The sequence below is a fragment of the Kiritimatiellia bacterium genome (assembly GCA_025054615.1).
Classification (GTDB): Bacteria; Verrucomicrobiota; Kiritimatiellia; order CAIVKH01; family CAIVKH01; genus JANWZO01.
In genome coordinates this window covers 64,056-89,981 of record JANWZO010000003.1, presented here as the reverse complement: position 1 = coordinate 89,981, position 25,926 = coordinate 64,056, and the positions used below count along the sequence as shown (strand labels likewise).

26 protein-coding genes are annotated in these 25,926 nt (G+C 62.4%); 5 read left to right on the top strand and 21 right to left on the bottom strand.

What is annotated here, in order from left to right:
• Positions 1-7: 7 nt before the first annotated feature.
• The 9 genes from NZ740_02230 to cysK form a co-directional block, all read right to left on the bottom strand.
• Positions 8-1,603, bottom strand: coding sequence for a MotA/TolQ/ExbB proton channel family protein (locus NZ740_02230; protein MCS6770826.1), 1,596 nt, complete (start codon positions 1,601-1,603; stop codon positions 8-10).
• Between the two features lie 153 nt (positions 1,604-1,756).
• A complete protein-coding gene (gene hemC / locus NZ740_02225; protein ID MCS6770825.1) occupies positions 1,757-3,772 on the bottom strand; it encodes a hydroxymethylbilane synthase in 2,016 nt (671 codons plus the stop codon).
• Positions 3,754-4,647, bottom strand: coding sequence for a hypothetical protein (locus tag NZ740_02220; GenBank protein ID MCS6770824.1), 894 nt, complete (start codon positions 4,645-4,647; stop codon positions 3,754-3,756). Before NZ740_02220 ends, hemC begins: the two co-directional genes overlap by 19 nt.
• Positions 4,616-5,305 carry a hypothetical protein gene (locus NZ740_02215; GenBank protein ID MCS6770823.1) on the bottom strand — a complete coding sequence of 230 codons (690 nt, stop codon included), beginning with the start codon at positions 5,303-5,305 and terminating at the stop codon, positions 4,616-4,618. The genes NZ740_02220 and NZ740_02215 overlap by 32 nt, the downstream gene beginning before the upstream one ends.
• A 54-nt stretch (positions 5,306-5,359) precedes the next feature.
• Positions 5,360-6,676: a GTP-binding protein gene (locus NZ740_02210; GenBank protein MCS6770822.1), complete on the bottom strand. Its 1,317-nt coding sequence runs from the start codon at positions 6,674-6,676 to the stop codon at positions 5,360-5,362.
• A 21-nt stretch (positions 6,677-6,697) separates the two neighbouring features.
• On the bottom strand, positions 6,698-7,597 hold the full coding sequence (gene cysD / locus NZ740_02205) for a sulfate adenylyltransferase subunit CysD (GenBank protein ID MCS6770821.1): 900 nt from the start codon (positions 7,595-7,597) through the stop codon (positions 6,698-6,700).
• Between the two features lie 46 nt (positions 7,598-7,643).
• The gene (locus NZ740_02200) at positions 7,644-8,357 is read right to left on the bottom strand and encodes a phosphoadenylyl-sulfate reductase (protein ID MCS6770820.1); all 714 of its coding nucleotides are present in this window, start codon (positions 8,355-8,357) and stop codon (positions 7,644-7,646) included.
• Complete coding sequence (locus tag NZ740_02195) at positions 8,354-8,794, bottom strand: Rrf2 family transcriptional regulator (GenBank protein ID MCS6770819.1); 441 nt, start codon at positions 8,792-8,794, stop codon at positions 8,354-8,356. Before NZ740_02195 ends, NZ740_02200 begins: the two co-directional genes overlap by 4 nt.
• 12 nt (positions 8,795-8,806) lie before the next feature.
• Positions 8,807-9,766, bottom strand: coding sequence for a cysteine synthase A (cysK, locus tag NZ740_02190; protein ID MCS6770818.1), 960 nt, complete (start codon positions 9,764-9,766; stop codon positions 8,807-8,809).
• A gap of 705 nt (positions 9,767-10,471) precedes the next feature.
• Here cysK and moeB point away from each other — a divergent pair.
• The gene (gene moeB / locus NZ740_02185; GenBank protein ID MCS6770817.1) at positions 10,472-11,605 is read left to right on the top strand and encodes a molybdopterin-synthase adenylyltransferase MoeB; all 1,134 of its coding nucleotides are present in this window, start codon (positions 10,472-10,474) and stop codon (positions 11,603-11,605) included.
• A 67-nt stretch (positions 11,606-11,672) separates the two neighbouring features.
• On the opposite strand, the gene hypB is transcribed toward moeB, so the two are convergent.
• From hypB to NZ740_02150, 7 genes are all read right to left on the bottom strand, one after another.
• Complete coding sequence (gene hypB / locus NZ740_02180) at positions 11,673-12,446, bottom strand: hydrogenase nickel incorporation protein HypB (GenBank protein ID MCS6770816.1); 774 nt, start codon at positions 12,444-12,446, stop codon at positions 11,673-11,675.
• Between the two features lies 1 nt (position 12,447).
• A complete protein-coding gene (hypA, locus tag NZ740_02175) occupies positions 12,448-12,789 on the bottom strand; it encodes a hydrogenase maturation nickel metallochaperone HypA (GenBank protein MCS6770815.1) in 342 nt (113 codons plus the stop codon).
• 191 nt (positions 12,790-12,980) lie between these two features.
• Positions 12,981-13,916 (bottom strand): GDP-mannose 4,6-dehydratase, encoded by a 936-nt coding sequence (locus NZ740_02170; GenBank protein MCS6770814.1) that lies wholly within the window; start codon positions 13,914-13,916, stop codon positions 12,981-12,983.
• A 4-nt stretch (positions 13,917-13,920) separates the two neighbouring features.
• Positions 13,921-14,883: a GDP-mannose 4,6-dehydratase gene (gmd, locus tag NZ740_02165; protein MCS6770813.1), complete on the bottom strand. Its 963-nt coding sequence runs from the start codon at positions 14,881-14,883 to the stop codon at positions 13,921-13,923.
• Positions 14,880-15,830: a sugar phosphate isomerase/epimerase gene (locus NZ740_02160; GenBank protein ID MCS6770812.1), complete on the bottom strand. Its 951-nt coding sequence runs from the start codon at positions 15,828-15,830 to the stop codon at positions 14,880-14,882. Before NZ740_02160 ends, gmd begins: the two co-directional genes overlap by 4 nt.
• Positions 15,831-16,053: 223 nt before the next feature.
• Entirely contained in the window at positions 16,054-16,230 is a 177-nt protein-coding gene (gene rpsU, locus NZ740_02155; protein MCS6770811.1) for a 30S ribosomal protein S21, read from the bottom strand.
• Positions 16,231-16,349: 119 nt separating this feature from the next.
• Positions 16,350-17,654 (bottom strand): UDP-glucose/GDP-mannose dehydrogenase family protein, encoded by a 1,305-nt coding sequence (locus NZ740_02150; GenBank protein MCS6770810.1) that lies wholly within the window; start codon positions 17,652-17,654, stop codon positions 16,350-16,352.
• A gap of 144 nt (positions 17,655-17,798) precedes the next feature.
• Here NZ740_02150 and NZ740_02145 point away from each other — a divergent pair, with 144 nt between their 5' ends.
• The 4 genes from NZ740_02145 to NZ740_02130 all read left to right on the top strand — a co-directional run bounded on the left by NZ740_02145 (position 17,799) and on the right by NZ740_02130 (position 21,034).
• Positions 17,799-18,590, top strand: a complete 792-nt coding sequence (locus NZ740_02145) for a transporter substrate-binding domain-containing protein (protein ID MCS6770809.1) — start codon at positions 17,799-17,801, stop codon at positions 18,588-18,590.
• 73 nt (positions 18,591-18,663) lie between these two features.
• A complete protein-coding gene (locus NZ740_02140) occupies positions 18,664-19,374 on the top strand; it encodes an amino acid ABC transporter permease (protein MCS6770808.1) in 711 nt (236 codons plus the stop codon).
• 39 nt (positions 19,375-19,413) lie between these two features.
• Complete coding sequence (locus NZ740_02135) at positions 19,414-20,145, top strand: amino acid ABC transporter ATP-binding protein (GenBank protein MCS6770807.1); 732 nt, start codon at positions 19,414-19,416, stop codon at positions 20,143-20,145.
• A 7-nt stretch (positions 20,146-20,152) separates the two neighbouring features.
• Entirely contained in the window at positions 20,153-21,034 is an 882-nt protein-coding gene (locus NZ740_02130) for an SDR family oxidoreductase (protein MCS6770806.1), read from the top strand.
• Between the two features lie 46 nt (positions 21,035-21,080).
• Here NZ740_02130 and NZ740_02125 read toward each other — a convergent pair whose 3' ends face one another.
• From NZ740_02125 to hoxE, 5 genes are read right to left on the bottom strand one after another with little or no spacing between them, the layout of a single operon-like run.
• Positions 21,081-22,508, bottom strand: a complete 1,428-nt coding sequence (locus NZ740_02125; GenBank protein MCS6770805.1) for a Ni/Fe hydrogenase subunit alpha — start codon at positions 22,506-22,508, stop codon at positions 21,081-21,083.
• Positions 22,509-22,530: 22 nt separating this feature from the next.
• Positions 22,531-23,064 carry an NADP oxidoreductase gene (locus NZ740_02120; protein ID MCS6770804.1) on the bottom strand — a complete coding sequence of 178 codons (534 nt, stop codon included), beginning with the start codon at positions 23,062-23,064 and terminating at the stop codon, positions 22,531-22,533.
• Entirely contained in the window at positions 23,061-23,774 is a 714-nt protein-coding gene (gene hoxU / locus NZ740_02115; GenBank protein ID MCS6770803.1) for a bidirectional hydrogenase complex protein HoxU, read from the bottom strand. The genes NZ740_02120 and hoxU overlap by 4 nt, the downstream gene beginning before the upstream one ends.
• On the bottom strand, positions 23,771-25,417 hold the full coding sequence (gene nuoF / locus NZ740_02110) for an NADH-quinone oxidoreductase subunit NuoF (GenBank protein MCS6770802.1): 1,647 nt from the start codon (positions 25,415-25,417) through the stop codon (positions 23,771-23,773). The genes hoxU and nuoF overlap by 4 nt, the downstream gene beginning before the upstream one ends.
• Complete coding sequence (gene hoxE, locus NZ740_02105; GenBank protein MCS6770801.1) at positions 25,414-25,920, bottom strand: bidirectional hydrogenase complex protein HoxE; 507 nt, start codon at positions 25,918-25,920, stop codon at positions 25,414-25,416. Before hoxE ends, nuoF begins: the two co-directional genes overlap by 4 nt.
• Positions 25,921-25,926 lie beyond the last annotated feature (6 nt).

Sequence of the window (25,926 nt, the reverse complement as noted above, 5' to 3'; positions counted from 1 at the left end):
GCGGCGTTTACCCGGCTCGTGCTTCCGTCAGGATGATCTGGCGCGGCTTCGAAAGGCGCCGGATCAGATCGTCCGTTGTCTGCAGGTGCCGCCGGAGATCCGCAAGGGCCGCGCGGAATTCCACGCTTCCCGCGATGTCAGCCATGGCAACTTCGACAGCCCGGGTTGCCTGGAGCAGCGATTCGATGCGCGTGCCGACGTCGATCAACCTCGTCATTTGCTCGGCCAGTCCGCGTGCGGCCTCGTCGGCTCCCTTCGCCGCGAGCGACGTCGCCTCCCGCAGCGACTGCACCGCTCGGCCAAGCTGTTCCGATGCGTCGCCCACCTGTCTGCGGAGGTCGTCGGATACCTCCTTCCAGCGCGCGGCCTCGCGTTCGCTGGCCTGATCGAGCGTGGCCAGGTAACTCTGAACGGCGGCCGCCTGCTGTTCGACCGCACGCGCTCCACTCTGTTCGATGGCCCGCGCCTGGCCTTCAAGCCGATTTGCGACCATCTCGGCGCCCAGGCGGAAGCGCTCGGAGACATCCTGAAGCCGGGCGGCGAGCTGTTCGCCCAACTCGCCGATGCGGACCTCGTAGCGGATCTGGAACTGGCTGTACTTGTCGTTGATCATGTCGCTTGCCCGGGTGATGGCCTGGGCAAACACCTCCTCATACCGTTGTGGACTTGGCAGGCGTCGGAAGCCATCCTCGATCGACGCGATGAGGTCGCGCAGCGGCGCGGAGAGCGCCTCCGCCATATGGCCGATGTCTTCCCGCATGGCAGTGATCGCCTCGACGGGAAACTCCGTTTTGCGGATTGACGGCATCCGCGAGGTCAGCCGCTCTTCGATCAGCGCATCGATCTCGCCGAGAAGCTGCTCCTCGCGGCGCTCGGCTGCCATGCTGGGGAACGCAGCCGCCCCGGCCGTCCACAATCCCACCAGGGTCGTGTAAAACGCCACCGCGAGACCCTGCGTGATCAGGCCGACCTGGAATTTGATGTCCTCCGCGGATACATCGCCGCGTAGAAATTCCGCAAAGCCACCAATGCCATAGCTGACGCCGTAGACCGTGCCCAGAAAGCCCAGCAGCGGCATGGCCCAGATGAAGAGACGATTGGCCCGAAATGACGCGTCCGAAGCGAATACATCCATTTCACTGTTTTCGCGGGCATACTGGCTGGTGCGCTCGAGGTCGCGGGAGTTGATCCACATGGCCAGGACCCGCATCACACGGGTGTAGACCATTCGCTTTTCCCATTTTGGAATTTCGGCGATCTCGTTGTAGACGCCCACCAGTCGCGGCAGATCGGTCATATCCAAGTCGTCCGGCAGCGGAATGTCGCGCAATGCTCGGAATTCGGCCCGAATCTTCACGCGCTTGAGCAGGACTGTCATCGTCGAAAGGCAAAACATGAACATCGTCAACCCTTGGAACACGAGCCGTGAGGTATCGATTTCTGTCCGCCCCATGAACAGGTCCCGAAGAAATGTGTCCTCGAGGGTGTAGATCGCGCCGAGAACGGCAAAATCCATCCCAATCGCCAGAAGGACTACCAATCCCATGTTGACGGAGGTTCCGGGGCGTTCCCCGCTGGGAAATGAAACTTTCGGTTCGCTCATGGTCCCCTCGGCGCGACGTACGAATATCGACTCTTTTTCTCCGCCCCGAAAGGGGCGGCCATCGCGGAAGATCCTAAAAGAGGTTCAAGGGTTCGCAAGGCGGTTTCTCGGACGCGCTTCGGTTCGGCGTGGACGCCGTTGGTCCAAGCCCCGTCAATCCGCGCCGCGCGGGGCGGGCAGGCTCTCGGCGTCCAGTCCGAGCTCTTGCAGCGCCCGAAGGGTCGATGGCCCCACCGCCAGCCACTCGCGCCGCGCCCGCCTCTCGTCGGGGTAGCGCTCGAAATAGGCTCGGACAGTCGAGGTGCTGGTGAAGATCACACGCGTGAAGGGCAGACGCGGCAGAGGCCGCGGCGGTTCGGGCACATTACGGTAGAAGATCACCGGCAGCAGTTCAACGCCCCGTTCACGCAGCGCCTCTTCTCGTTCGGGCAGTGGGGCTGCATCCGAACATGGGTAGAGGTAAACACCGCCCGGCTCAGCGGGCAGCCGGTCGCGCAGGCTGCGAATCCCGCCGTAATGGTCGGCCGCGCCGTCCGCCCGCAATCCGTAGGCCCGCAGGTCCGCGGCCGTCGACGGGCCTACTGCCAGCAGCGTCTTACCGGCCAGCGCGCGCACGTCCGACGCGGATAGCAGCGCCTCCATCACGGCGCGAACCGCGAAGCGCGAGGGAAACAAAATCCCGCGCACACGGGCCAGCGACTCAGTGAGCCGCGCTGCACGCTCCTCCAGCGACAGTGCCTCAAGCCGGATCATCGGCCAGTGGAGGAGCGGCCCGTGCTCAAGGAAATGGTCAGGGTCCGTGCCGGTAAACAACGTGTACCGCGGCGGGGGAAACGCGCGGAGCCCAACAAGGAAGGTCGCCGGCGTATCGATGGATTCCTGAGGCAGGTCCGACAACGCCAGTCGCCGAATCCGCTCATCGTGGTACCCGATCCGCTCCGCAACGAGCACATCGGTCTGATCCGGCCAGCCGGCCTCCCGAAGTTTTTGCGCTACCTCGGCAGCGCTAAGAACGCCCATATAAATGGCCAGCGGCCCGACCTCCGGACCGGTGAAAGGGGCGTCCTCGAATCCGTCCCCCGGGCGGGCCGTGGCGAGCGTGATCCTGGGATTATGCCCGCGGTGCGTGAGGGGCGCGTGCGCGCGGGCCGCCGCCAACTGGGCAGCCGTTGGCGCGGGAACCACATCAAACCGGATATTCCAGTTGGTCAGAAATTCGATTTCCTCGCCGAGGTGGCCATAAATCCCTGGATCTCCGCCATGAAGCCGCACAACCAGCTTCCCGGCTTCCGCCTCGTGAAGCATCCGCCGGTGAATTTCAAACTGGGGCGTGGACGGGCCGCCTCCGGTTTTGCCGACAAAAACTAGGCGGCCGGCATATCGCGACAAAATTTCGTCCGGGACGAGCCGGTCATGCAAAATCACTTCCGCCCGCTCCAAATACCGCTCCGCGCGGTGGGAGATCAGGTCGAATGCGGCCGGGCACCCGACGATCGCGACCAAGCCCGCGGTGCGTCGGACATCCACCGCACGCAACAGCTTCAGAAGATCCTTTCGGTCCTCGCGGACGACAATCGCAAGGCGCCCCTGCTGCGGAACCGGTTCAAATGGAAGGAAGCGGGCAATGCGCGCGGAAAGCCCCAGGCGCTCGAGGGCGCATGCGGCCATGATGACGGCGTCAAACTCACCGCGATCCAGTTGCTGGAGGCGCTGCTCAATCGAGCCCCGAAGCGGTTTGAGAACCGCATGAGGAAACAGTTTGCGCGTTTCGGATTCGCGGCGCGGGCTGCTGGTGCCGATCACCGCAGGATTTTCGGGATCCACGCCGTGCCGGACGACGAGCGCCTCCCGGATGTCCCGGGCGGGCAGCAGCGCTGCCACTGCGAGCCCGGGGACCGGCCGCTGCGGCAGGTCCTTGGCGGAGTGGACTGCGATGTCCGCACGGCCCTCCAAAAGGGCCCGGTCGAGGTCACGTGTGAAAAAGTCGTCTGGAAGTCGGGGATCGGTCAGAGGGGTTTGCAGGTCGCGGTCTCCGGGTGTGTCGAGAGTGGCCCGTTCAATATGTGTCCGCGGGTCGAGCAGCGGGCGAATGGCTTGAAGCGCCTCCTCCGTCTGCACCCGGGCCAGCCGGCTGCCACGCGAGATGACGATCAGACGCGGGGCGTCCACGCCCGGGCTCCGTCCCGAATGATGCGGGCTGCGACCTCGGCCCGCCGCCGGCGATCCTCCGTATTGACCTGGGCCATAGCCTCGATTTCCTGGAGTCCGATGTAGGTAACAGCCGGCAGGGCCGCGACCTCCGGGTGGCAATCGGGCGGCGCGCCAAGGTCCACAATCACTAGCGGACGCGCCGCCTCCGCCAAGTGATGGGGGTATACCAGCGGATGCGGAGCCGCCGTGGCCGTCACGATTCCGCTCACGCCGTGAAACAGATGGGCAATCTCATCGAGCCCCACCCCGAACCCGCCGAGGCGCACGGCAAGCTCGATGGCATTCCGCGGACAGCGGCTGGCAATACGGATCGGGCAGTTTCCTCGCTTCGTCAAGTAGCGGGCGACGGCCCCGGCCAGCGATCCGGCGCCGACCACCGCGACATGCGCGCCCGGCGGGAGACGGTCCAGCAGCGTCCGCGCCGCCAGTCCGCTCAGCGAGGTCATGTTGCTGTCGATCCCGCTGACGCGCCGCGCCTCGCGGGCAAGGGCAATTGCATCCTGGAAAATTCGATCGAGCACCCGAAGCTCGGCGCCGCCGTTTTCGCGGAAGATGCGGTAAGCGGATCGCACCTGCCCGATAATTTCCAGCTCGCCGAGAATTCGGCTCTCCAGCCCGGCCGCGATTCGGGCAAGCCGCTCAAACGCGTCGCGCGAGGACCAGATCTTTGTGAGGCGCACCGTTTCCAGGCAGGGAAACCCGAACCCGAACGTCTCGAGGCGCTGGCAGGTATTTAACACCAACAGCGGATTCGGGCAGCGCTGCAAACGGTTGACGATCTCCTCCCGCGAATGCGGCGCATCAATCTCGAGCTGGCAACCGACGAAGTTCATCCTCGATCAGGGCGCGCAAAAGCGCCTCGTCGTTTCGCAGCACCGCCTCCATAAACGATGGGTGCCGAGCGATACTTTTTAGCACATGGATCCGTCGGTGTCCACTCGGGAGGGACCTCCGCAGGTCGCTCATCAGCCGGCCCGCCATAGCCCAACCCTCCCCGAGTTGACCGGACAGCCATCGCCGGAGCGAAGCGGAGACTGCCGGAGCGTCGCCCCCACTGCTGATGCCCACGATCAGGGGACCCACCGGAACCAGGGACATATAGAACGCGTCGCACAGATCCGGCTTGTCACAGGCGTTAAGGGGCTTACGGTGGCACTCGCACCAGTTGGCGATTCGATGGGCGAACACCGGGTCCCCGCAATCCTCCAGCACGAAGTCGGCATACTCCACATCCCGCTCTAGGCAATGTCGCTCGTGCAAACTGATCCGAAGATCGGCGCGCGCCAGGGCGCGCAGGTCGTCATCCGGCGCCGGGACGCAGACGTGGATCTCTCGCCAGTCGAAGGCCATGGCGTGGCGGACGCGAGTGAGAGTTTCCGGACCTCCACCAGCGATTAGGAGCTTTCGGCAGGTGGTCACCCACGCGATGGGGAAGGCCTTGTAGCGCGTCCGGGGCGGGCGGCTGTCCAACGCATCTGCCGCTTCGCTCATGGATATTCGAGCCGCGTCTCTTCGAGCCAGGCCTGTCGATCGGGGCCGATCATTTTAGATGATGTATTCCGCCTCATCGGTGGCGGGCATTGATTTGGGCGGCTCGAGGATCATCCCGGCCGCAACAGTCGCATTCGTCGCCTCGTCGATCAAAATGAAACTGCCGGTGTACCGGTTTCGCTCGTAGGGGTCGAAACAGATTGGAGACATTGTCCGCAGGCTGATCCGGCCTACGTCATTGAGCCCGAGCTCGGGGGCGGGACGTTGAGCCTGCAGGGTGGTAAAATCAAAACGGGACCGGATTTCGCGCACAATGCACCGGGTAAATCGCGTGGTATGGCGAATGGCGTACTTCCGATTCGGGCGCAGCGGTTCCTCGTGCATCCAGCAGACTCGGGCCTCCAGGTCGGAGGCAACGTACGGCAGGTTGTCGGGATGTGCGAGCATGTCGCCGCGGCTCACGTCGAGGTCGTCGGCGAGCAGGATCTGGACGGACATCGGGGCGAACGCCTCGTCCCGCGGGCCGTCATAGGTGTGGATCCCCGCGATGCGCGAGACCTTTCCGCTGGGCAACACCTTGACCGGGTCGCCGACTTTGAACACGCCGCCCATGATCTGGCCCGCCAGCCCGCGGAAATCATGCCAGCGGTCATCGCGCGGCCGCACGACATACTGCACGGGAAACCGGGGCGAGGTTAGGTCCCAGTCTGTGCCGATGTAAACTTCTTCAAGGTGCCTCAACAGCGGCGGGCCCGAATACCAGGGCATGTTCGCCGAACGCTCCACCACATTGTCGCCCAGCAGCGCGGAAATCGGGATGAAGGCGATGTCTCGGATCTCCAGCCGCGCGGCGAAATCCATGAACTCCTCGCGGATCGCATTAAAGGTCGCCTCTGAGAAACCGACCAGGTCCATTTTGTTCACGCAGACGACAAGGTGCGGGATCCGCAGCATCGACGCGATGTAGGCGTGCCGCCGTGTCTGCTCGACGACCCCAAGACGCGCATCGACCAGAATAATCGCGAGGTTCGCGGTCGACGCGCCAGTGACCATGTTGCGCGTGTACTGGATGTGCCCGGGCGTGTCGGCGACGATAAACTTTCGGCGGGGCGTCGCGAAATAACGGTAGGCGACATCAATCGTGATGCCTTGCTCGCGCTCGGCGCGGAGGCCGTCGGTGAGGTTCGCGAGGTTGATGGTGCCCTCGCCGGTCAAGTCTGCGGACCGCTTGAGCGCCTCCAGCGTGTCCTCAAAAATCAGCTTTGTGTCGTAGAGCAGACGGCCGATCAGCGTGCTTTTGCCGTCGTCGACACTTCCTGAGGTCGAAAACCGAAGCAGCTCGGAATGTTCGTTCAGCGCATGCGTAAACATCTGGCTCCTGCTCCCTCCGCTTCAAAAATAGCCCTCGCGCTTCCGGTCCTCCATCGAGGTTTCGGAGCGCTTGTCATCGGCCCGGCTGCCGCGCTCCGTAACGCGCGCGGCGGCGATCTCGGCAATGATCTCCTTGACGCTCGATGCCCTCGACTCAATACAGCCGGTGCACGAAATGTCGCCGATCGTTCGCACGCGGACGTCGAGCTCGCAGACCTCCTCATTCGGCTTCAGCGTGATCAGGTCGCTGACCGGCAGCCACTGCCCGTCGCGGCGAACCACTTTCCGGCGATGGCTGAAATAGATCGATGGAATCTCGAGGTTCTCACGGTCGATGTACTGCCAGACATCGAGTTCGGTCCAGTTGCTAAGCGGAAACACGCGCATGTGCTCGCCCGGATGAATGCGCGTGTTGTACAGGTTCCACACTTCCGGACGCTGGTTCTTAGGGTCCCATTGCCCGAAGGTGTCGCGAAAGGAAAAAATGCGCTCCTTGGCGCGGGATTTTTCCTCGTCGCGCCGAGCTCCGCCGATCGCGCAATCGAATTTGAACTCCTCGATGGCGGCAAGCAGCGTAGGCGTCTGAAGGCGGTTGCGGCTCGTCTCGCCGGGCGTAGGGCGCGCGATCCCGCGCGCGATCGCGTCCTCCACGGTGCGCACGATGAGTCTTTCGCCCAGCTCGGTGGCGCGGCGGTCGCGGAATTCGAGCAGCTCGGGAAAGTTATGACCCGTGTCAATGTGAAGCAGCGGGAAGGGAAACTTTGCCGGCCGAAAGGCCTTTTCCGCCAGTCGCAGCAGGCAGATCGAATCCTTGCCGCCGGAAAACAGCAACACAGGCCGCTCGAACTCGGCAGCAACCTCCCGCATGATGTAGATCGACTCGGCCTCAAGCGCATCCAAATGTGACAATCGGTATTTCATCGTCATCCCTGTTCCCCTCGTAATCGTCCGGGCGAACCTCTGCGGTTCACCGAGGGCGCAGGTGCAATCCGCACTCTTTGTGCTCGGGATTCTCCCACCACCAACGTCCGGCGCGCGGATCCTCGCCCGGCCGGATCGCGCGCGTGCAAGGTGCGCATCCGATCGACGCGTAACCAACATCGTATAGCGCGTTGTAGGGGATAGAATGTTCGCGGACGTAGGCCCACACCCTGTCCAGTGTCCATGTGGCGAGCGGATTGATCTTCGCGATCCCCCCGTGCGCCTCGTCGCGCTCCACCGGCTCCAGCCCGCTGCGCGTCACGCTCTGCTCCCGGCGCAAACCAGTGATCCATGCATCCAGCCCCGCAAGCGCCCGCTGCAGCGGCTCCACTTTCCGGATGCCGCAACACTCCTTGCGGTTCTCCAAACTTTCCCGAAAAGAAAACAGGCCCTTCTCCCGCTCCAATTTCTCGACAGCCTCGTGGCGGGGAAAGTACCACTCGATTTTCACGCCGTATCGGCGGCGGAGCGCTTCTGCGCATTCATAGGTCTCGGGGTTCAGACGGCCCGTGTCGATTGCAAACACGCGCGCGTCGGTCCGAATCGCCATGAGCATGTCGAGGACGACGGCATCCTCGATGCTGAAGCTGCACGCGAGGGCGATCCGCGGATGATATAGCTCAAGCGCCCTCTCCAGCACCGCGCGGGCGTCGTCGAGGTCCACCCCGGCCCACGCGTCCTGAAAACCGGCCATCTTCATATCGAGTAATTCTGCGCCGCTGCATCCCGGCGCTGCTGCTCCAGCTCGGCCAGGCGCGCAAGGGTGTGACGCCGAAATACAGCGCGGAGCGATTCATCCGCCTCACGCCAAATCGGGGCAAAGACATCCGATTCGGCCTCGCGAATGACGTGAGGCCCCACTTGCTCGCTGTTTGTAAAAAACGGCCCCTCAAATAGGTCCAGGATCTCGCCAATGTGGATCTGTTCGGCCGGCCTCCCCAGAAAGTAGCCGCCCGTTTTGCCGCGCAGCGAATCGGCGAGCCCCGCCAGCTTCAATTGGCGCATGATCGCCTCCAAAAAACGGACGGGAATGTTTTGCGCCGACGCGATCTCGCTGATGGTCAGCGGACCCCGCCCTTCCTGCAGCGCCAGCTCCAACATCGCGCGAAGCGCATAATGGCATCGATTCGAGATCATCGGGCGTATGGGCTAGACGCCGATCCCCTGAAACAGAACCGTCGACAAATACCGCTCGCCGGCATCTGGCAGTACGACCACGATCAGTTTGCCGGCAAACTCATCCTGTCGGGCGAGCCGGTCCGCAACGGCCATTGCGGCGCCGCAGGAGATCCCTGCGAGAATACCTTCTTCAGTCGCCAGTCGCCGCGCCATCTCCACCGCCTCCTCGCTGCTGACCTGCTCAACCCGATCAACCATGTTCAGGTCCAGTGTGTCCGGAATGAATCCTGCACCAATCCCCTGAATCTTGTGCGGCCCGGGCTTGAGCTCCTGATTGTTCAGGCGCTGGGTGATGACCGGACTTTCCCGCGGCTCCACCGCAACCGACAAAATTTGCTTGCCCATCTTCTTCTTGATGAACCGCGACACGCCGGTGATCGTCCCTCCCGTACCGACCCCAGCCACCAGCACGTCAATCTGGCCGTCTGTGTCCTCCCAAATTTCCGGGCCTGTCGTTTTCTCGTGAATGGCCGGATTCGCCGGATTCTTAAATTGCTGAGGAAGGAAATACTTTTCCGGATCGGACATCGCGATTTCTTCCGCCCGCTTCACTGCGCCGCGCATGCCTTCCGGTCCCGGCGTCAAAACGAGGTTCGCCCCAAACGCCGCCAGCACGCGCCGTCGCTCGATGCTCATGGTCTCGGGCATCGTCAGCGTCAGCTTGTAACCCCGCGCCGCAGCAACGTAGGCAAGCGCGATTCCCGTATTCCCGCTGGTGGGCTCAACAATTTCCATGCCCGGCTTCAACACGCCCCGTTCCTCGGCATCCCAAATCATGGATGCGCCGATTCGGCATTTCACGGAATACGCGGGATTCCGGCCCTCGATTTTGGCCACCACGCGCGCCTTCGCACCCTTTGTGATGCGATTGATTTGAACCAACGGCGTGCGCCCAATCGAAAGCGAATTGTCTGCAAAAATTCTTCCCATGACTGGATCTCCTGAATTTCCGACTAAATATATAGAGTTAGTCGGGATTGTCAAGCATTCCACAAAATTTTATCAGACTGCCATAATCAGCATTTGAGATATGGCAGCAAGCTATCTTTCGCCCCCTCCAGCGTCGCAATGAATGGAAGACGGCTGGCTGTCATGAGTCTGTAAAATAGTTCCTCATATACTGGCAGGCATCGATCCCGTTCCGGTGGCGGGAAAACCGATGAGATGGACGATGGTACTGCGAGAATGCGGCGCAAAATCTCTCACGAGGTCGTGTTCGATATCGGGTTGAAGATCGGAAACGAGTTTAGAACGACACAGATACCATTTCCGATACCAAGTCAGATACCGTTTTTCTACGACCGCGTAACGATGGTGAATTTTTAGGCCAGGCCTCTGCGGCTGGACGATCCCGTCGAGGGCCCGCTTCCACGCGGGCCTTTCCCGGACAGGGTGGAACCTGTCCCTCCAAATCGGAACGCAGAGGACGACATCCCGCCACCTGGAAAGTAGGACGGCTCCTCACGCGCCCTTTGTGGAGCGTCCGATTCCACCTGGACCAACGATTTTGGACATGGCGATCCCTGCCCCTTGTCGGCTACCGCAATCACCTAATCGACATCCGGCACGCGGGTGCCCTCGACCCCCGACCAAAGCCCGTTGAGGTTTACCCATGTTCAAGCCATATTCCCCTCCATGGTCACGCCACTCCACCAGGTCGAGCGCGCGCGATACCTGCGCCAAATGCGGCTTCCCGAAATCGGCGAGGAAGGCCAGATCGCGCTCAAGCGGGCGAGTGTGCTCGTGGTGGGTCTCGGCGGCCTGGGTTCCCCGGCCGCATACTACCTGGCGGCGGCCGGCGTGGGACGCATCGGCCTCATGGACCCCGACACCGTCGACGCGTCGAATCTTCATCGGCAAATTCTTTACGGCGAGCGAGACCTCGGCCGCCTCAAGGTCACCGCCGCTCGGGATCGTCTCGCCGATCTTAATCCGCACATCGAACTCGTTGAGCATCCCGAGCGATTCTCCGAGCGAAACGGGATGGAGCTCGCCCGAGCCTACGACATCGTGGTGGACGGCGCCGACAATTTCGAGACGCGGTATCTGGTGAACGACGCGTGTGCGCTGGCGGGCAAACCGAACGTGCATGCCGCCATCCAGCGATTCGAGGGCCGAGTCGCCGTGTTTTGGGCGGCGCATGGCGCCTGCTATCGTTGCCTCCACCCCGAGCCGCCCCCTGCCGGCGCCATACCTTCATGCGCCGAAGCGGGCGTCCTCGGCGTTTTGCCGGGACTGTTGGGCTGCTTACAGGCGATGGAAGCCATCAAGCTTATCCTTCGTCGCGGCGATCCGCTGGTGAACCGGATGCTCATGGTTGACGCGCTCGGGATGCGCATCCGCGAACTTCGCCTGAAAAAAGACCCCGCATGCCCGCTTTGCGGGAACTCGCCGACGATCCGCAGCCTCCAACCGGTCATGCAACCCGTCTGTTTTCCTGCTGTAAAAATTCGGGAGATCGAGCCGCGAGAATTGAAACGGTGGCTCGACGAGGGCCGTCCAGTGAACATCCTCGACGTCCGCGAGGACAGCGAGCGTGCCATTGCGAGGCTTCCTGCTACGCATGAAATCCCGATGCGCGAATGCCTCAATCGAATTACAGAGTTGGACCCGTCCCGCCCCACCGTCGTGTTCTGCAAGTCCGGCGGGCGAAGCGCGATGGTCATCCGGCAACTAATGTCGACAGGATTCCCCGGGGAGCTGTTCAACCTTCGGGGCGGTTGCCTCGCGTGGTCCGAGACGGTCGACCCCTCTGTTCCGAAATATTGAGAACCCTACGGATTGGCCACGCCGTCCGCGTCGCGCCGGGGACCGGCTTGAGGGACATTCGCGGCGTCTACGAAACTCTGCGAATAGGCGCGTGCGCCCGCAAAAAATTGAACCACGGCTCGAGCCCCTCGCCCGTCTTTGCGGAGAGCTCGAAGATCCGAGCCGCGGGCGCAGCGGTCCGAATGTTGGCCAGCGCGAACTCGCGGTCGAAGCCTGCTGCCAGGGCGAGGTCGATCTTGCTCAAAACGACGGCGTCCGCGCTTTGAAAAATTGACGGATATTTGAGCGGTTTATCTTCGCCTTCCGTAACTGAGAGCACCACGACGCGCAGGCGCTCCCCGAGGTCGAAGCTCGCCGGACACACGAGGTTGCCGACGTTTTCGATGAACAGCACATCGACGGGCGCATCGCCCAAATTTTCAAGCGCGTGTTGGACCATGTGCGCGTCTAAATGGCAGACCGTGCCAGTGGTCACCTGCACCGCCGGCGCGCCGGCCGCACGGATCCGCTGAGCATCCCGATCCGTTGCCAGATCGCCCACAATCACGGCCATCCGGAATTCCCCCGACAACGCGCGCACCGTCGCCTCAATGAGCGACGTCTTGCCCGCGCCGGGCGAGGAGACGATGTTGAGCGCCAGCGTGTGACGCGCCTTGAAATAGCCCCGATTCTGCTCGGCCAGTCGTTCGTTTAGCGCCATGAGCGATCGGTGCAACTCGATCGTTCGCGTCTCCGCTTCGTGGTGATGTTCGTGAGCGTGGCCGTGCCCGGCCGTTTCGCCGGCCTCGCCGTGATGGTGACCGTGGGAGACAGCCTGCGAACAACCGCAATGGTCGCACATGTCAATTCACCTCAATTTCCGTAAGCGCCAGCTCGCGTCCGGCCCGCACTTCGCCAGAAGGCGTCCCGCACAGGGGGCATTCATAGCGGAGCGGCGCGGCCTCGAACTCCCGTTGGCATTGAGCACAATAGCATCGCACGGCGATGACCTCCACCTCAAGTCGCGCCCCTTCCGCCCGCGTGCCGGCCGAGATCGCCTCGAAGGCAAATCGAAGCGCCTCCTCGACCACCCCGGAAAGCTCCCCCACCTTCACGCGAAGTCGAACAATCCGCTCTGCCCGTTCTCGCGCCGCAGCCTCCAGGGCGGCCTCCAGAATACCCTGAGCGATGCCCAGCTCGTGCATGTGCCCAATCTCAGCCTCCGAATCTGATTTTTCAACGACAACCCGACGTCAAATCGATCGATCATCCCTTACCGATCGACGCGAGCGTCTAGGGTCGAGCCGGAGATCTATAAAAGGTCTGCCCGAGGCCGGCATCGTTCCCGCGCGCGTCAATGCGCGGCCAATGTCGCCTTGTCTGACCCGCGCGGGGGCTAGCTCGCGCCCACGGCCGATGCCATCGAATGGTAGATGTCGGCCAACGTCTGGTGCAGCGGAAAGATGGGAGACCAGCCCGTTTCGCGCCTAATTTTGTCAGCCATGAGGAGAGGTTGCCGGTCGGTGGGGCGCCAGCGCGCCGGATCGATCTCAATGCGGGGCGATACGCCTGCAATTCGACACAACTCCTCCAAAATCGATCGGACCGGCCCGGCGATTCCGGCCGAAACATTGTACGCTTCTCCGCCTCGCCCCCGCTCCAGCAGCATCCGATACGCGCGCGCCACATCGCGGACATCCATGAACTCGCGCACGCAATCCAGATTGCCCACGCGGATGACGGCAGGCTGGCGGCCCGACGCAATGTCCGCCAACTGCCTTGCGAACGAAGGCGCCATGAACTCGGCGGACTGGCCGGGGCCAATGTGGTTGCATGGCCGTGCGACCATCACGGGCAGATCATAATGCCGGGCATATAGCAGGCCGTTGAGGTCCGAGGCCGCCTTCGAGACGGCGTAAATCGACTGCGGGTCAAGCGGCGCCTGCTCGTCGCGAGGCCGGTCCGGGTCGGCTGCCCCGTAGACCAGCGCGCTCGACACCAGGACGGTTCGGCAGCGGGGCGCGTGTTCTCGCAACGCTTCCAAGAGATTGAGCGCCCCAAGGACATTGACCTCGAACACGTGGTGCGGCTGCGTCCAGCCGGCGGGAACGAACGCGACGCCCGCCAAATGCACGCAACCCTCTGGTTGCAGATCGCGAACCACTTCGGCAACGGCCCGGCGGTCGCAAATGTCGGCAATTCGGTCCGATGAGTCGGCCGCCGGGCAATCCGCCTGCCGGGAAAGGCCGACTGGCTCGTGGCCGGCTGCCGCCAACTCGGCCATCAAATGTCGGCCCACGAATCCCCGCGCGCCGGTCACCAAAATGCGCATGCGGTCACCTCATGCTTCGCTGGATCCGCTCGAGGTCGGCATCCACCATCATGCGGACCAGTTGCTCGAAGGACACCTCCGGCTTCCAGCCGAGTTTCTGCCGCGCCTTAGAAGGGTCGCCGAGCAAGAAATCGACTTCCGCCGGGCGCAAAAATTTGGGGTCGATCACCACATAATCGCGCCAGTTCAGGCCGACATACCCGAAGGCCAGTTCGAGGAACTCGCGCACCGAGTGAGATTCGCCGGTGGCGATGACGTAGTCATCCGGCGAAGGCTGTTGAAGCATCATCCACATGGCTTTCACGTAATCGCCGGCGTAGCCCCAGTCGCGCTTCGCGTCGAGGTTGCCCATCCTCAGCTCCTTTTGCAGCCCCAGTTTGATGCGCGCCACGCCGTCGGTGATTTTGCGCGTGACGAACTCCTTGCCGCGCCGCGGGGACTCGTGATTGAACAAAATTCCAGAGACGGCATAGAGCCCGTAGCTTTCGCGGTAATTCATCGTGATGTAGTGCCCGTACACCTTGGCCACGGCATAAGGGCTCCGCGGGTGAAACGGCGTCTGTTCGTTCTGGGGCGGCTTGGCCGCGCCAAACATTTCGCTGCTGGATGCCTGATAAAATTTCGCGCGGGGGCAGGCAAACCGCATCGCATCGAGCAGACGGGTGACCCCGAGGGCGGTAAATTCGCCGGTCAGCAGCGGCTGGTTCCACGAGGTGTGGACGAAGGATTGTGCCGCGAGGTTGTAAATCTCATCAGGCTGGATCTGCTCCATGAGGTGCAGCAGCGAAATCTCGTCGAGCAAGTCGCCTTGCACCAGGTGGAGCCGGCTCTTGATGTGCTCGATGCGGTCGTGGGTCTCAGTGCTGGAGCGCCGAACGAGACCGTAAACTTCGTACCCCTTCTCAAGCAGAAATTCCGCGAGGTAGGACCCGTCTTGGCCGGTGATGCCGGTGATGAGCGCTTTCATGCCTTCTCCCGTGGTTTCTGGGTTGAATCTCCCCGCGCGCCCCAAACTTGTCGCAAGTGGGCAAGGCCCGCCGCAACCTCCTCGAAGGGCGCCCGGGACGACGGTTCGATGACGTAGATCTTATCGGGCTCGGCAAATCGCGAAAAGCGCGCGAAGTCAATGGACCCGCGCGGCGGCATGACGTGGTCCGTAGCTGGGGGGATAAGGTCGTGGACGTGCATACCCGCAGTGTGCGGCCAGAGCCGCTCCAGCCACCGATAATGGTTGGTGAACCCCAGGTTCTGACGAATTTGCCCGTGCCCGATGTCGTGCCAGTAGGCGATGCGCGGCGTCGGCAGTCGGCGCTTGATCGCCTCGAATTCGAGCTCGGTCGGGAATGCCTCCCAGTTGGGCAGGTTTTCGAGTGCGAGTGTCACGCCCACCTCGTCCAGGGTGGGCACCAGCCGCTCGAGACTCCGCAACAGCAGCTCGAACTGGGCGGGCGCCCGCTTCTCACGCTGCTCCATCAATTTGATTTTCCGGCGCTCATACTCCGGCGTATCCTGCCGGTTCTCCACCGCCAGTTCGAACAAATCGGGGCTCATTGGCGGCATGTCGACATGTCCTGCGTGTGTCACGACCACCCGCGCCCCGACCTCCGCCGCGAATCGGATGGTCGCCATTGTGTTCCGGACGGCCGTGTCTCGCTCGCGCTCATCCCGGGACGCGAGCGACCACAACTCCGGGTGGCCGCGCGGCGCACCGAATGGCACCGGGCAGAAGTTGTGCACGCTATCCACGCGGATGGCGCCGTCCCGCACCATGGCCATTACGCCGGGTACCTGTTCGTGGCGCAGGTCGTACCCCAACTCGACGCGGCGGAATCCGAGCCGGACGATTTCCTCGATCATCGTCTCGCCGCGTCCGTGGCGCGCGGCGTTCCAGTGGGTGGAGAGCGCGAACTCCATTCAGGCGGCAGGCGCGGGCGGACGCAGGCGGATTGGGGCGCGGCGCCGGTTTCCATGCTCTGTAAAAATTCTCAAAACGGCTTCCATAAAATGGAAATTCCGCGCCATGGACATTCGGCGGAGGACGAGGTTCCAAGCGGTCGGGACTGACGCCTCCGCATCGCTTCAGCGCTTATAACAGAACTCCCCGCCGTTGGGGAGGTTGAGAATGAGCCGAAAGGGGTCAGGCGGACGCGCGCATGCGGGCGCGCGCCTCTTTGCGGCGACGGCGCTCGCTGGGCTTTTCATAGTAACGGTGCGAGCGGATCTCACGCATAAGGCCCTCTTTATCGAGCTTCTTCTTCAAGCGTCGAAGAGCCTTGTCGACCGACTCGCCTTTTCGCAATTTCACTTCCGTCACGTTTTGTCCTCACTCCCTTCTGCAGGTTCTGTCCCAATCCGTTGTGTCCCAATTCATGGGGAAAAAGTCCGCCAAGAATATGGACCGCGCCGCCCGCTGTCAAACCCCTGTCGTCGGGATCACGGCCGGCCCACGGAATGGTAAGTGAATCCCTTCGCGCGCACCGTCCGGGGATCGAATACATTCCGGCCATCCACGATCACCGGGCATCGCATCACCGCTTTGAGCTGGTCGAGGTCGATCTGCTTGACCTGTGGCCAGTCGGTCAGGATCAGCAGAAGGTCCGCGCCAGTGGCGCATTCGATGGGGTCCTTGAAGTAGGCCTCGCTGGGAAAGAGCTGCGCGAAGCGATCCCGGGCGATTGGATCCCAGAGCCGGAGCTTCGCGCCCATCTCAATGAGCTGAGGGACGAAGAAGAGGGAGGGCGCCTCGCGGATATCGTCCGTTCCGGGTTTGAACGCGAGGCCAAGGATCGCGATGACCTTGTCCTGGACCACCCACAGTTCGCGCTGGATTTTTTGCAGGACGTGTTCGCGCTGGGTCTTGTTGACCCGCTGGACCTCCTTGAGCAGCTCAAAATTGTAGCCCAAGTGGTCGGCGATTTGGACGAAGGCATCGACGTCCTTCGGGAAACAGGATCCGCCGTAACCGACGCCGGCTTTGAGAAACTGCGGGCCGATCCGCTTGTCCAGACCCATGCCCAGCGCCACCTGCTCGACATCCGCGCCGGCGAGTTCGCAGATCCGCGCGACGGCATTGATGAACGAAATTTTCATCGCGAGGAAGGAGTTCGACGCGTGTTTGGTCAGTTCCGCGCTCGCGGGGTTCATGACCAGCAGGGGGCAGCCGGTGCGGTCGAGGATGGGTTGGTAAATCTCGCGCAGCAGTTTCTCCGCCCGGGCGCTTTCGACGCCGATGACGATCCGGTCCGGATGGAACGCATCCTCGATCGCAGTACCCTCCTTCAAAAATTCCGGGTTGGAGGCGACGTCGAACGGAATGTCGGCCCGGAGGTATTTGGTGACCGTGCGTTTGAGCTGCTCGTGCGTGTTGACGGGCACCGTGCTCTTTTCGACAAGGAGCTTGTAATCCGTCATGTGCTCGGCCACCTGGCGGCCGACCTGCTCAACGTAGGAAAGGTTCGCCGCGCCGCGATAGCCCGGAGGCGTGCCGACGGCGATGAAAATGACCTCTGCAAAATGAGTGCCCTCGGCGATCGACGTGGTGAAATGGAGGCGCCCGGCCGCCACGTTCCGTTTGACCAAATCCTCGAGGCCGACCTCGTAGATCGGCATCTGCAGATGCTTGAGCATGCGGATCTTGTTTTCGTCGTTGTCGACGCAGAGGACGTTGTGGCCCCAATCGGAAAAACAGGCGCCCGTCACCAAGCCGACATATCCGGTGCCCACGACGGTTATATTCATGCGAATCTGAACCTCCGTCCGAAAAGACTCCCAAGCTATCGGCGCGAACTGGCCTTGGCAAGCTTTCGGATGCGCGGTAGCCTTGCGCTATGCAGTGGGCAGGTTGCCGGATGGCGCCCGCGCTGGCTTTGAGGAGAACCTCTTATGCGTTGCCCGAACGGTTTATCGCTGACCATGGTCGCCATTCTCGCCGCCGCGATCGGATGCGCGCGGAGCGAGAAAGACCGGCCACTGGTGGTGGGGATGGAGTTGGCCTATCCTCCATTTGAAATGACGGACACAAACGGCCAGCCAGCCGGGATCAGCGTCGAGATCGCGCGCGCGCTGGCCGAGTACCTCGGCCGACCTCTCCGCATTGAGAACATCCCGTTCGACGGCCTGATCCCCGCGCTCAAAACCGGCAGGATCGACCTGATCCTCTCCTCGATGACGGCCACGGAAGAGCGGGCCCGCTCGATCGATTTCTCGGACCCCTATTTGCAGGTGGGCCTCGCGCTTTTGATCCACGCCGGGTCGGACGTCCGAAGCGTTTCGGACCTGAATGCGCCGGGTCGGCGCGTCGCCGTCAAACTCGGAACGACGGGGGAATTGTATGCCAAAGAGCACCTGCCGCTCGCGGATGTGCACGTGTTGCGCGAGGAGTCCGCCTGCGTGCTAGAGGTGATCCAAGGCAAGGCCGACGCGTTTATTTATGACCAGATGTCCGTCTACAACCATTGGCGGCGGAACCCGGATGCCACGCGCCCGAATCTCGAACCGATCCGACGCGAGTCGTGGGCTATTGGCATTCGCAAAGGAAATGACGCGCTCCGAGACAAGGTCAACGCCTTCCTCGCCGACTTTCGGGCGAAAGGCGGCTTCGAGGATTTGGGCAATCGTTACCTGACCGATATGAAATCGTATTTCATCGGCGAGGGGATTCCGTTTGTCTTCTAGGGCGCGACGGTCGTGGTGGGTTGCGGATCGCCGCGGCGAGGCGCCGTGGGCCGCGCGCGCGGCGCACGTCGTCATCATCCTGATCGCGCTCGCCGCGGGGCTGCACGCGGCCTTTGCGCAGATCGCCTACCACTGGAACTGGAGCGGCGTCTGGGTCTACCGCGGCCAGTTCATTCGCGGTTGGCTCGCCACACTGGCGATTTCCGTCGCCGCGCTCGTCTGCAGCACCCTGATCGGCCTGGCGGCGGCCCTCGCCCGGCGGGCCCGCCTGCTGCTGATCCGCCAGGCCGGTGTGGTCTACGTGGAGCTGATCCGCGGCACGCCGTTGCTTGTGCAGATCCTCGTGTTCTTTTACGTGGTCGCTAATGCCTTCGGCGTACACAATCGCTTTGTGGCGGGCGTCCTGATCCTCTCCGTGTTTGCGGGGGCCTATATCAGCGAAATAATTCGCAGCGGGATCGAGAGCGTCGGCGCCAGCCAATTGGAAAGCGCCCGCGCGATTGGCCTAACTCCGGCGCAGATTTATCGCCATGTGATTTTCCCGCAGGCCATTCGCCAAATGCTTCCGCCGCTGACCGGCCAATTCGTGTCTCTTGTGAAAGATTCTTCGCTGCTCAGCATCATCTCCATCAACGAATTCACCCTCGCAGCGCAACAGGTGAACAGCGCGACCTACAGCACACTCGAGAGCTACATTCCACTGGCGGCCGGTTATCTGCTGGTCACCTGGCCGCTGTCCGCGCTAAGTCGGGCCCTCGAGCATCGTTTCCGCTTTGAGACATGACAGCCGCCCCTTCCTAATGGCGGACACACGTTGCCGGCCATGCGTCTTGAACTTGAGCAGATATCCAAATCGTTTGGCGACCACGTAGCCCTAAGGGACGTATCCCTGGCGGTCGACGGAGTTCGGGCGCTGGTGCTGATCGGCCCCTCGGGCGGCGGGAAATCCACCCTGCTCCGCATTCTGGCCGGGCTTGAATATCCGGACCGCGGCCGCCTAGCGATCGGGGGCAATATCCTGGCCTTCGAGGAATCCGCGCTGCGCGAGCACCGCCGGCAGGTAGGCGTCGTATTTCAGGCGATGAACCTCTTCCCGCATCTAACCGCGCTCGAAAACATCACGCTCCCGTTGGTCCACGTCCACGGCATGGACAGGGACGCGGCACGCGATCTCGCGATGGCCCATCTGCGGCGATTCAGGCTCGAGACCCACGCCCACAAGAAACCCGCCGAGCTGTCGGGGGGCCAGCGCCAGCGCGTGGCGATTGTCCGAGCCGTCGCCATCCGTCCGAAGCTTCTGCTGTTTGACGAACCCACCAGCGCGCTGGATCCGGAAATGACTGCGGAGGTCCTCGACATGATCGGCGAGCTGCGCGCTGAAGGGCGCGATCTGGTCCTCGTGACCCATCATCTAGCGTTTGCTCGCTCGGTCGCCGACCACGCTGTCTTTCTCGCCGACGGCCGAATCGTGGAGCACGCGCCGGGGGATGCTCTCTTTTCCGCTCCTTCGCATTCTGCGGTTGCGCGCTTTCTGGATCGCGTATTGAAATACTAGCGATCCGATGAAAACGCTCTTGTTGGGGTCGACCGGTCTGCTGGGCCGAGAGGTTTTGCTCGAATTCAGTCGACTCGGCGATGTCATCGCTGTCAGCCGGAGTGGGGCACGCGGCTCCATCCCCGTCGACATCCGTGATGCCGATGCGCTCGTCCGCCTCGTCCGAGAGCAGCGGCCTGACGTCGTCCTGCTACTCGCCGCCTACCGTGAACCCGATTTTTGCGAGGAGGATCCGCTGGAAACGCGGCGACTCAACACGGCGCCCGCCCGCGTCCTCCGCGAGAGCCTGCCCACCTCCACGCGCCTTCTCTTTGTCAGCACCGACTATGTGTTTGACGGCGAATCCCCGCCCTATTCGGAGACCAGTCCACGCAACCCCCTCAGCGAGTACGGGCGCAGCAAGGTCGAAGCCGAGGACGCGCTCGCTGACCGTCGTAATACAATCATCCTCCGTGTTCCCCTGCTGGTCGGCGGTGGACCTACCCTTCAGGATTGCGGATTCATCCGGTTGATCATCGAAGACGCTCGCCGCGCCCAGCCCGTGGAGCTCGACAACGTGCTCATCCGCGTGCCCACCTGGACGCGCGATGTTGCGCGAGGAATGAGTTTCCTGATCCAACAAGACGCCGAGGGCGTTTTCCATTTGAGCGGGCCTCGAGGCGCTACGCGCTACGCCTGGTCAGTGGAGATCGCGCGACACCTCCGGCTGCCCTTCGACCACTTTCTGCCTTCCAGCCGCGTTATTCCCCGCAAAGCCCGGCGCCCGCGGGACAGCACGCTGGATGACCGGAAACTTCGCGAGCTCGGCTTTAGTGAGCGGACGGATTTTCCCTCGGTGGTGGACGTCGTGCTCGCCGAGCTCCAGCGCTTGGAATCGCGGGTGTCCTGACCGTCGAGACGGGATGGTCCCCGCGCCCGGCGGCCCCGCCGCTGCGTCATCCGCGCGCGATCTCGCGCAGAATCTCGCCTTTGGCGCTGACGATCGTCAGCCGGATGGGCATTTGGCCGAGCGCATGCGTCGAGCAACTCAGGCATGGGTCATAGCAGCGGATCACCGCCTCGATACGATTCAGCGCTCCCTCCCGAACGTCCGAACCGTTGACGAAATGCCGTGCCGCCTGCGTGATGCCCTTGTTCATCGCCAGATTGTTGTTGCCCGTTGCGACGATGAGGTTGGCCCAGGTGATCAGTCCCTGTTCGTTGATCTTGTAGTGATGGAACAGCGTGCCGCGCGGGGCTTCGGAGACGCCGACTCCCTCAAATTTGTTGGGGTTGGCAACGGCGCGCACATGGGTGTTCAGAATGTCTGCCGAATTGCACAACTCGCCGATCCGCTCCAGCGCAAATAGGATCTCGATCAGGCGCGCGTGGTGATAGTAGAACGAACTAAGCACGGCGCCGCCCGGCCTCAACGCGCGGAAATCTTGTAATTCTCTGTCCGCGAGGGGGGTCCCGCACGCATCGCAGATATTCAGACGCGCGAGCGGCCCCACGCGGTACATGCCGCCAGGGAAACCGAACGGCTTGAAGTAGGGAGCCTTTAGATAGCTGTCGCCGAGACTCGCCTCGCCGATGTGGCGATGATAGGCGGTAGGCTCGAGCTTGTCGGCGATGATCTTGCGGTCTGCATCGACCACGCGTAGGAAGCCATCGTAGTGCTCGAGATTGCCCTCGGGGGTGACGAGACCAAGGAAAAGCGACGGGAAATTGGCAAAGTGCTCGATCTCTTCTTTGAACTTTTGCTGCTCATTTTTCCAGAAATCGAGCGTGCGGCGCACGATCTCGATTCCCTTCGGCAAGTCTTCGAGGATTTTGTCGCGGGTCTCGGGCTTGAGCGGGGCGTTCACGCCACCCGGGACGGTCCACGCTGCATGAATTCGCTTGCCGCCGAGCCATTCGATGATCTGCTGGCCATACTTTCGGAGCCAGATCCCGTCCTTTGCGATTTCGGGGTATCGAGACGCTACACCGAAAATGTGCCGCTGAGCCGGGTCTGAATCGAAGCCGAGCAGGAAATCGGGCGAACTGAGGTGGAAGAAACTCAGCGCATGCGACTGGGTAATCTGGGCGTAATTGAGCAGACGGCGCAGCTTGGCGGCGGTCGGCGGAATTTTGACCGCCATCAGGTCGTCGCACGCCTTCGAGGCGGCGAGCAGATGGCTGACAGGGCAGATCCCGCAAATGCGCGCGGTGATGGCTGGCATTTCCGTGTAGGGTCGGCCCTCGGTGAATTTTTCGAAGCCGCGGAACTGCGTCACATGGAAATGCGCGTCGGCGACCTGATTCTGGTCGTCCAGGTACACCGTGATCTTGGAATGGCCTTCGATCCGAGTAACCGGATCGATAACGATGGTCCTTGCCATGGTGGCTCTCCTTTCCCCGAACTTATCCAAACTTCCCTATTTTCATCGGATCGGGCATGCGGCCCGCGATCAACTCCGACAGCACGTAGAAGATGATGTCCGCGTTCGGCGGGCAGCCGGGCAGGTGAACGTCTACATGGATCACCTCGTGCACCGGCCGGGCCCGCGCGAGAAGGGCCGGAACCACGCTCCTTGGCACCTGCTTCTGGGTATCCGCGGTCTCCACGTAGGCCCGATTGTACACTTCGTCGACGTCAAACATATTCCGCATCGATGGGACATTTCCGGTCACGGCGCAGTCGCCGAAGGCCATAACCAGCTTAGAATTCTTGCGAAACGCGAGGGCCTTGTGGAGATCCTCTTCGCTGGACACGGCTCCCTCGATCAGCGTCAGGTCGATGTTTGGCGGCACGTCTTTCGCATCCATGATCGGGCTGCTCACCAGTTCGATCTTGTCCGCGAGCTCGAGGAGCCGCTCATCCATATCCAAAAATGACATATGGCAGCCGGAACAGCCGTCGAGCCACACCGTAGCCAATCGGATCTTGTTGCTCATGGTCTGGCCTCCCTCATCAGCGTCAGGTACGGCAGAAATTGTAGCCGCTTCTTCATCTCGGCGGCCGCGCGGCCCTTTTCGGTGAGCGTGCCAGTCGGGCAGACGTGGACGCACTTGCCGCACGAGGTGCAGGTTTCGGAGCTTCCCCACGGCTGGTTCATGTCGGTGATAACGCGGCATTCAATGCCGCGACCCATGAAATCCCACGTATGCGCGCCCTCAATCTCATCGCAGACCCGGACACATCGCCCGCACAGCACGCATCGGTTGTGGTCGACAGCGAACCGCGGGTGCGTGGCGTCCACGCCCAGTCGGGGATATCGATACGGGACGCGGACATGGTTCATTCCGACTCGGCGCGCCAGGTCCTGCAGTTCGCAATGGTTGTTGCTCACGCAAACGGCGCAGACATGATTGCGCTCAGCAAACAGGAGCTCCACGATCGTCCGTCGATACTCCTGCAGGCGGGGCGTCTGGGTCGTCACCTCCATGCCCTCGGCAGCCCGGGTGACGCAGGCTGGCAGAAGTTTGGGCACGCCCTTAACCTCCACTAGGCACATCCGGCAGGCGCCCACGGGGGTGAGTCCCTGCAGGTAGCATAGCGTGGGGATCGCGATACCATTTTCCCGCGCGACTTCGAGAATCGTCTGCCCGGCCACCGCGCTGACGTCCTTACCATCGATTGACAGGGTGAGAATAGATTCGCTCATGCGTGAACCTCCGCAGGGGCTTTGATTTTGCAGACGCCGGCCGGGCACCGTTTGTCGACAATGTGGGCGAGGTACTCGTCTCGGAAATATTTCAGCGTCGAGAGCACCGGGTTGGGCGCCGTCTGGCCGAGCCCACAAAGGCTAGTGTTTTTTACGACATCGCACAGCCGCTCGAGCAGCGCCAGGTCGTCGAGAGTCGCCTCTCCGTTGCAGATTTTCGTCAGGATTCCGTGCATCTGGTCGGTGCCGGCGCGGCACGGAACGCACTTACCGCAGGATTCCGCCTTGCAGAAATCCATGAAGAATTTGGCGACATCGACCATGCAGGAGGTTTCGTCCATCACGATCATGCCGCCTGACCCCATAATGGATCCGACCCTGGCTAGCGAATCATAATCCACCGGCATGTCTAGATACTGCTCTGGGATACAGCCGCCAGACGGTCCGCCGGTCTGAACCGCCTTGAATTTTTTCCCGTCCGGGATACCCCCGCCGATATCGAAGATGATCTCGCGCAACGTGATGCCCATCGGCACCTCGATGAGGCCCGTATTCTTTACACGGCCGGCAAGGGCAAAGACCTTTGTGCCCTTGCTTTTCTCGGTGCCGATAGCGGCATACCAAGCGCCGCCATGCCGCAGGATCGGCGGGATGTTCGCGAAGGTCTCCACGTTATTGATCAGCGTGGGATATCCCCAAAGCCCGGATTCCGCGGGGAACGGCGGGCGCGGGCGCGGCTGTCCGCGCTTGCCCTCGATGGATGCGATCAGGGCCGTTTCCTCGCCGCAGACGAAGGCGCCGGCCCCCAACCGAACCTCCATGTTGAATGAGAAACTCGTGCCGAGGATGCCATCGCCAAGCAGCCCCGCTTTTTGCGCCTGTTTGATGGCGTTTTGCATCCGCTTGACCGCGAGGGGATATTCGGCGCGGATGTAGGCATAGCCGTGCTGCGCGCCGACCGCGTAGGCCGCGATGATCATGCCCTCGATCACGCGGTGCGGATCGCTTTCGAGCACGGCGCGGTCCATAAACGCACCCGGGTCGCCCTCGTCACCGTTGCAAATGACGTACTTTTTCGCGCCCTTGGACTTCGCGACGGTGCTCCATTTCAAGCCCGTGGGATACCCGCCGCCCCCGCGGCCGCGCAAACCGCTCGTGGTGACTTCGGCAATCACATCGGCCGGCGTCATGTCCGTCAGCGCACGAATCAGACCCTCGTAACCTTTGGCTGCCAGATAATCTTCCAAGTTTTCAGGATCGATGACGCCCGCGTTTTCGAGGACAATTTTCTTTTGAGCCCTGAAAAAGGGCACGTCGGTGGGGCATTCGAGGCGCTTGAGCGGGGCACCCTCCAAAGCGTCCAGCAGCTCGCCCGCGTCCTCCGGCTTCACCCGCTGGTACAACAGCCCCGAGGGTTCGACGAGGACGAGCGGGCCCTCGGCGCAGAGCCCTAGACAGCCGACGCCGCGCACCTGCACGCCGTCGAGCTTTCGCGCCTCAATCTGTTGTTTGATTGCCTTGAACACGCTGTCGCCGGCACAGGACTGGCATCCCGCCGCTAGGCACACATTCAACCGGCAACGGGGTTGCTTGAGCTGCGCGCGGCGCTTTTCCGCCAACTCGCGAAGTTCTTCCGGGGTCATGTTTTCACCACCTTTTCCAGATGCTCGAGGGTTTGTGCCGGGGTGACTTTGCCCAGGATATTGCCGTCCACGACCACCGCCGCGGCGAGGCCACACGACCCGATGCAGCGGGCCGTGAGGACCGATAGCGCATCGTCCCGCGTGGTCTCCCCGGGTTTGACGCCGTAGGTTTTCTCAATCTCATCCAAAATGTTTTGAGCGCCTTTGATGTAGCATGCCGTACCCATGCAGACGACGCAGGTGTGGCGCCCCTTCGGCTTCAGCGTAAAGAAATGGTAGAACGTGGCGACGCCGAAGACTTTGCTGAGAGGCAGCCGCAACGAACGCGCCACGAATTTGAGGCCCGGCTCGTCCAGGTAGCCAAAACACTCCTGCATGGTGTGCAGCGCTTCGATCAGCGCATCCGGCCGATATCCGTGCTTGCGCATCGTGTTGTCGACCAGGCGCCATCGCTTGTCGGCGCTCGGCGGTTCGATTTTTGGAGGGGCGATCGGCATCGTCATTCTCCT

Bases quoted from the DNA above. Each gene is read 5' to 3' on its own strand.
- NZ740_02230 (MCS6770826.1), bottom strand. From the start codon at position 1,603: ATGAGCGAACCGAAAGTTTCATTTCCCAGCGGGGAACGCCCCGGAACC.
- NZ740_02220 (MCS6770824.1), bottom strand. From the start codon at position 4,647: ATGAACTTCGTCGGTTGCCAGCTCGAGATTGATGCGCCGCATTCGCGG.
- NZ740_02215 (MCS6770823.1), bottom strand. From the start codon at position 5,305: ATGAGCGAAGCGGCAGATGCGTTGGACAGCCGCCCGCCCCGGACGCGC.
- NZ740_02210 (MCS6770822.1), bottom strand. From the start codon at position 6,676: ATGTTTACGCATGCGCTGAACGAACATTCCGAGCTGCTTCGGTTTTCG.
- cysD (MCS6770821.1), bottom strand. From the start codon at position 7,597: ATGAAATACCGATTGTCACATTTGGATGCGCTTGAGGCCGAGTCGATC.
- NZ740_02200 (MCS6770820.1), bottom strand. From the start codon at position 8,357: ATGAAGATGGCCGGTTTTCAGGACGCGTGGGCCGGGGTGGACCTCGAC.
- NZ740_02195 (MCS6770819.1), bottom strand. From the start codon at position 8,794: ATGATCTCGAATCGATGCCATTATGCGCTTCGCGCGATGTTGGAGCTG.
- cysK (MCS6770818.1), bottom strand. From the start codon at position 9,766: ATGGGAAGAATTTTTGCAGACAATTCGCTTTCGATTGGGCGCACGCCG.
- moeB (MCS6770817.1), top strand. From the start codon at position 10,472: ATGGTCACGCCACTCCACCAGGTCGAGCGCGCGCGATACCTGCGCCAA.
- hypB (MCS6770816.1), bottom strand. From the start codon at position 12,446: ATGTGCGACCATTGCGGTTGTTCGCAGGCTGTCTCCCACGGTCACCAT.
- hypA (MCS6770815.1), bottom strand. From the start codon at position 12,789: ATGCACGAGCTGGGCATCGCTCAGGGTATTCTGGAGGCCGCCCTGGAG.
- NZ740_02170 (MCS6770814.1), bottom strand. From the start codon at position 13,916: ATGCGCATTTTGGTGACCGGCGCGCGGGGATTCGTGGGCCGACATTTG.
- gmd (MCS6770813.1), bottom strand. From the start codon at position 14,883: ATGAAAGCGCTCATCACCGGCATCACCGGCCAAGACGGGTCCTACCTC.
- NZ740_02160 (MCS6770812.1), bottom strand. From the start codon at position 15,830: ATGGAGTTCGCGCTCTCCACCCACTGGAACGCCGCGCGCCACGGACGC.
- NZ740_02150 (MCS6770810.1), bottom strand. From the start codon at position 17,654: ATGAATATAACCGTCGTGGGCACCGGATATGTCGGCTTGGTGACGGGC.
- NZ740_02145 (MCS6770809.1), top strand. From the start codon at position 17,799: ATGCGTTGCCCGAACGGTTTATCGCTGACCATGGTCGCCATTCTCGCC.
- NZ740_02135 (MCS6770807.1), top strand. From the start codon at position 19,414: ATGCGTCTTGAACTTGAGCAGATATCCAAATCGTTTGGCGACCACGTA.
- NZ740_02130 (MCS6770806.1), top strand. From the start codon at position 20,153: ATGAAAACGCTCTTGTTGGGGTCGACCGGTCTGCTGGGCCGAGAGGTT.
- NZ740_02125 (MCS6770805.1), bottom strand. From the start codon at position 22,508: ATGGCAAGGACCATCGTTATCGATCCGGTTACTCGGATCGAAGGCCAT.
- NZ740_02120 (MCS6770804.1), bottom strand. From the start codon at position 23,064: ATGAGCAACAAGATCCGATTGGCTACGGTGTGGCTCGACGGCTGTTCC.
- hoxU (MCS6770803.1), bottom strand. From the start codon at position 23,774: ATGAGCGAATCTATTCTCACCCTGTCAATCGATGGTAAGGACGTCAGC.
- nuoF (MCS6770802.1), bottom strand. From the start codon at position 25,417: ATGACCCCGGAAGAACTTCGCGAGTTGGCGGAAAAGCGCCGCGCGCAG.
- hoxE (MCS6770801.1), bottom strand. From the start codon at position 25,920: ATGACGATGCCGATCGCCCCTCCAAAAATCGAACCGCCGAGCGCCGAC.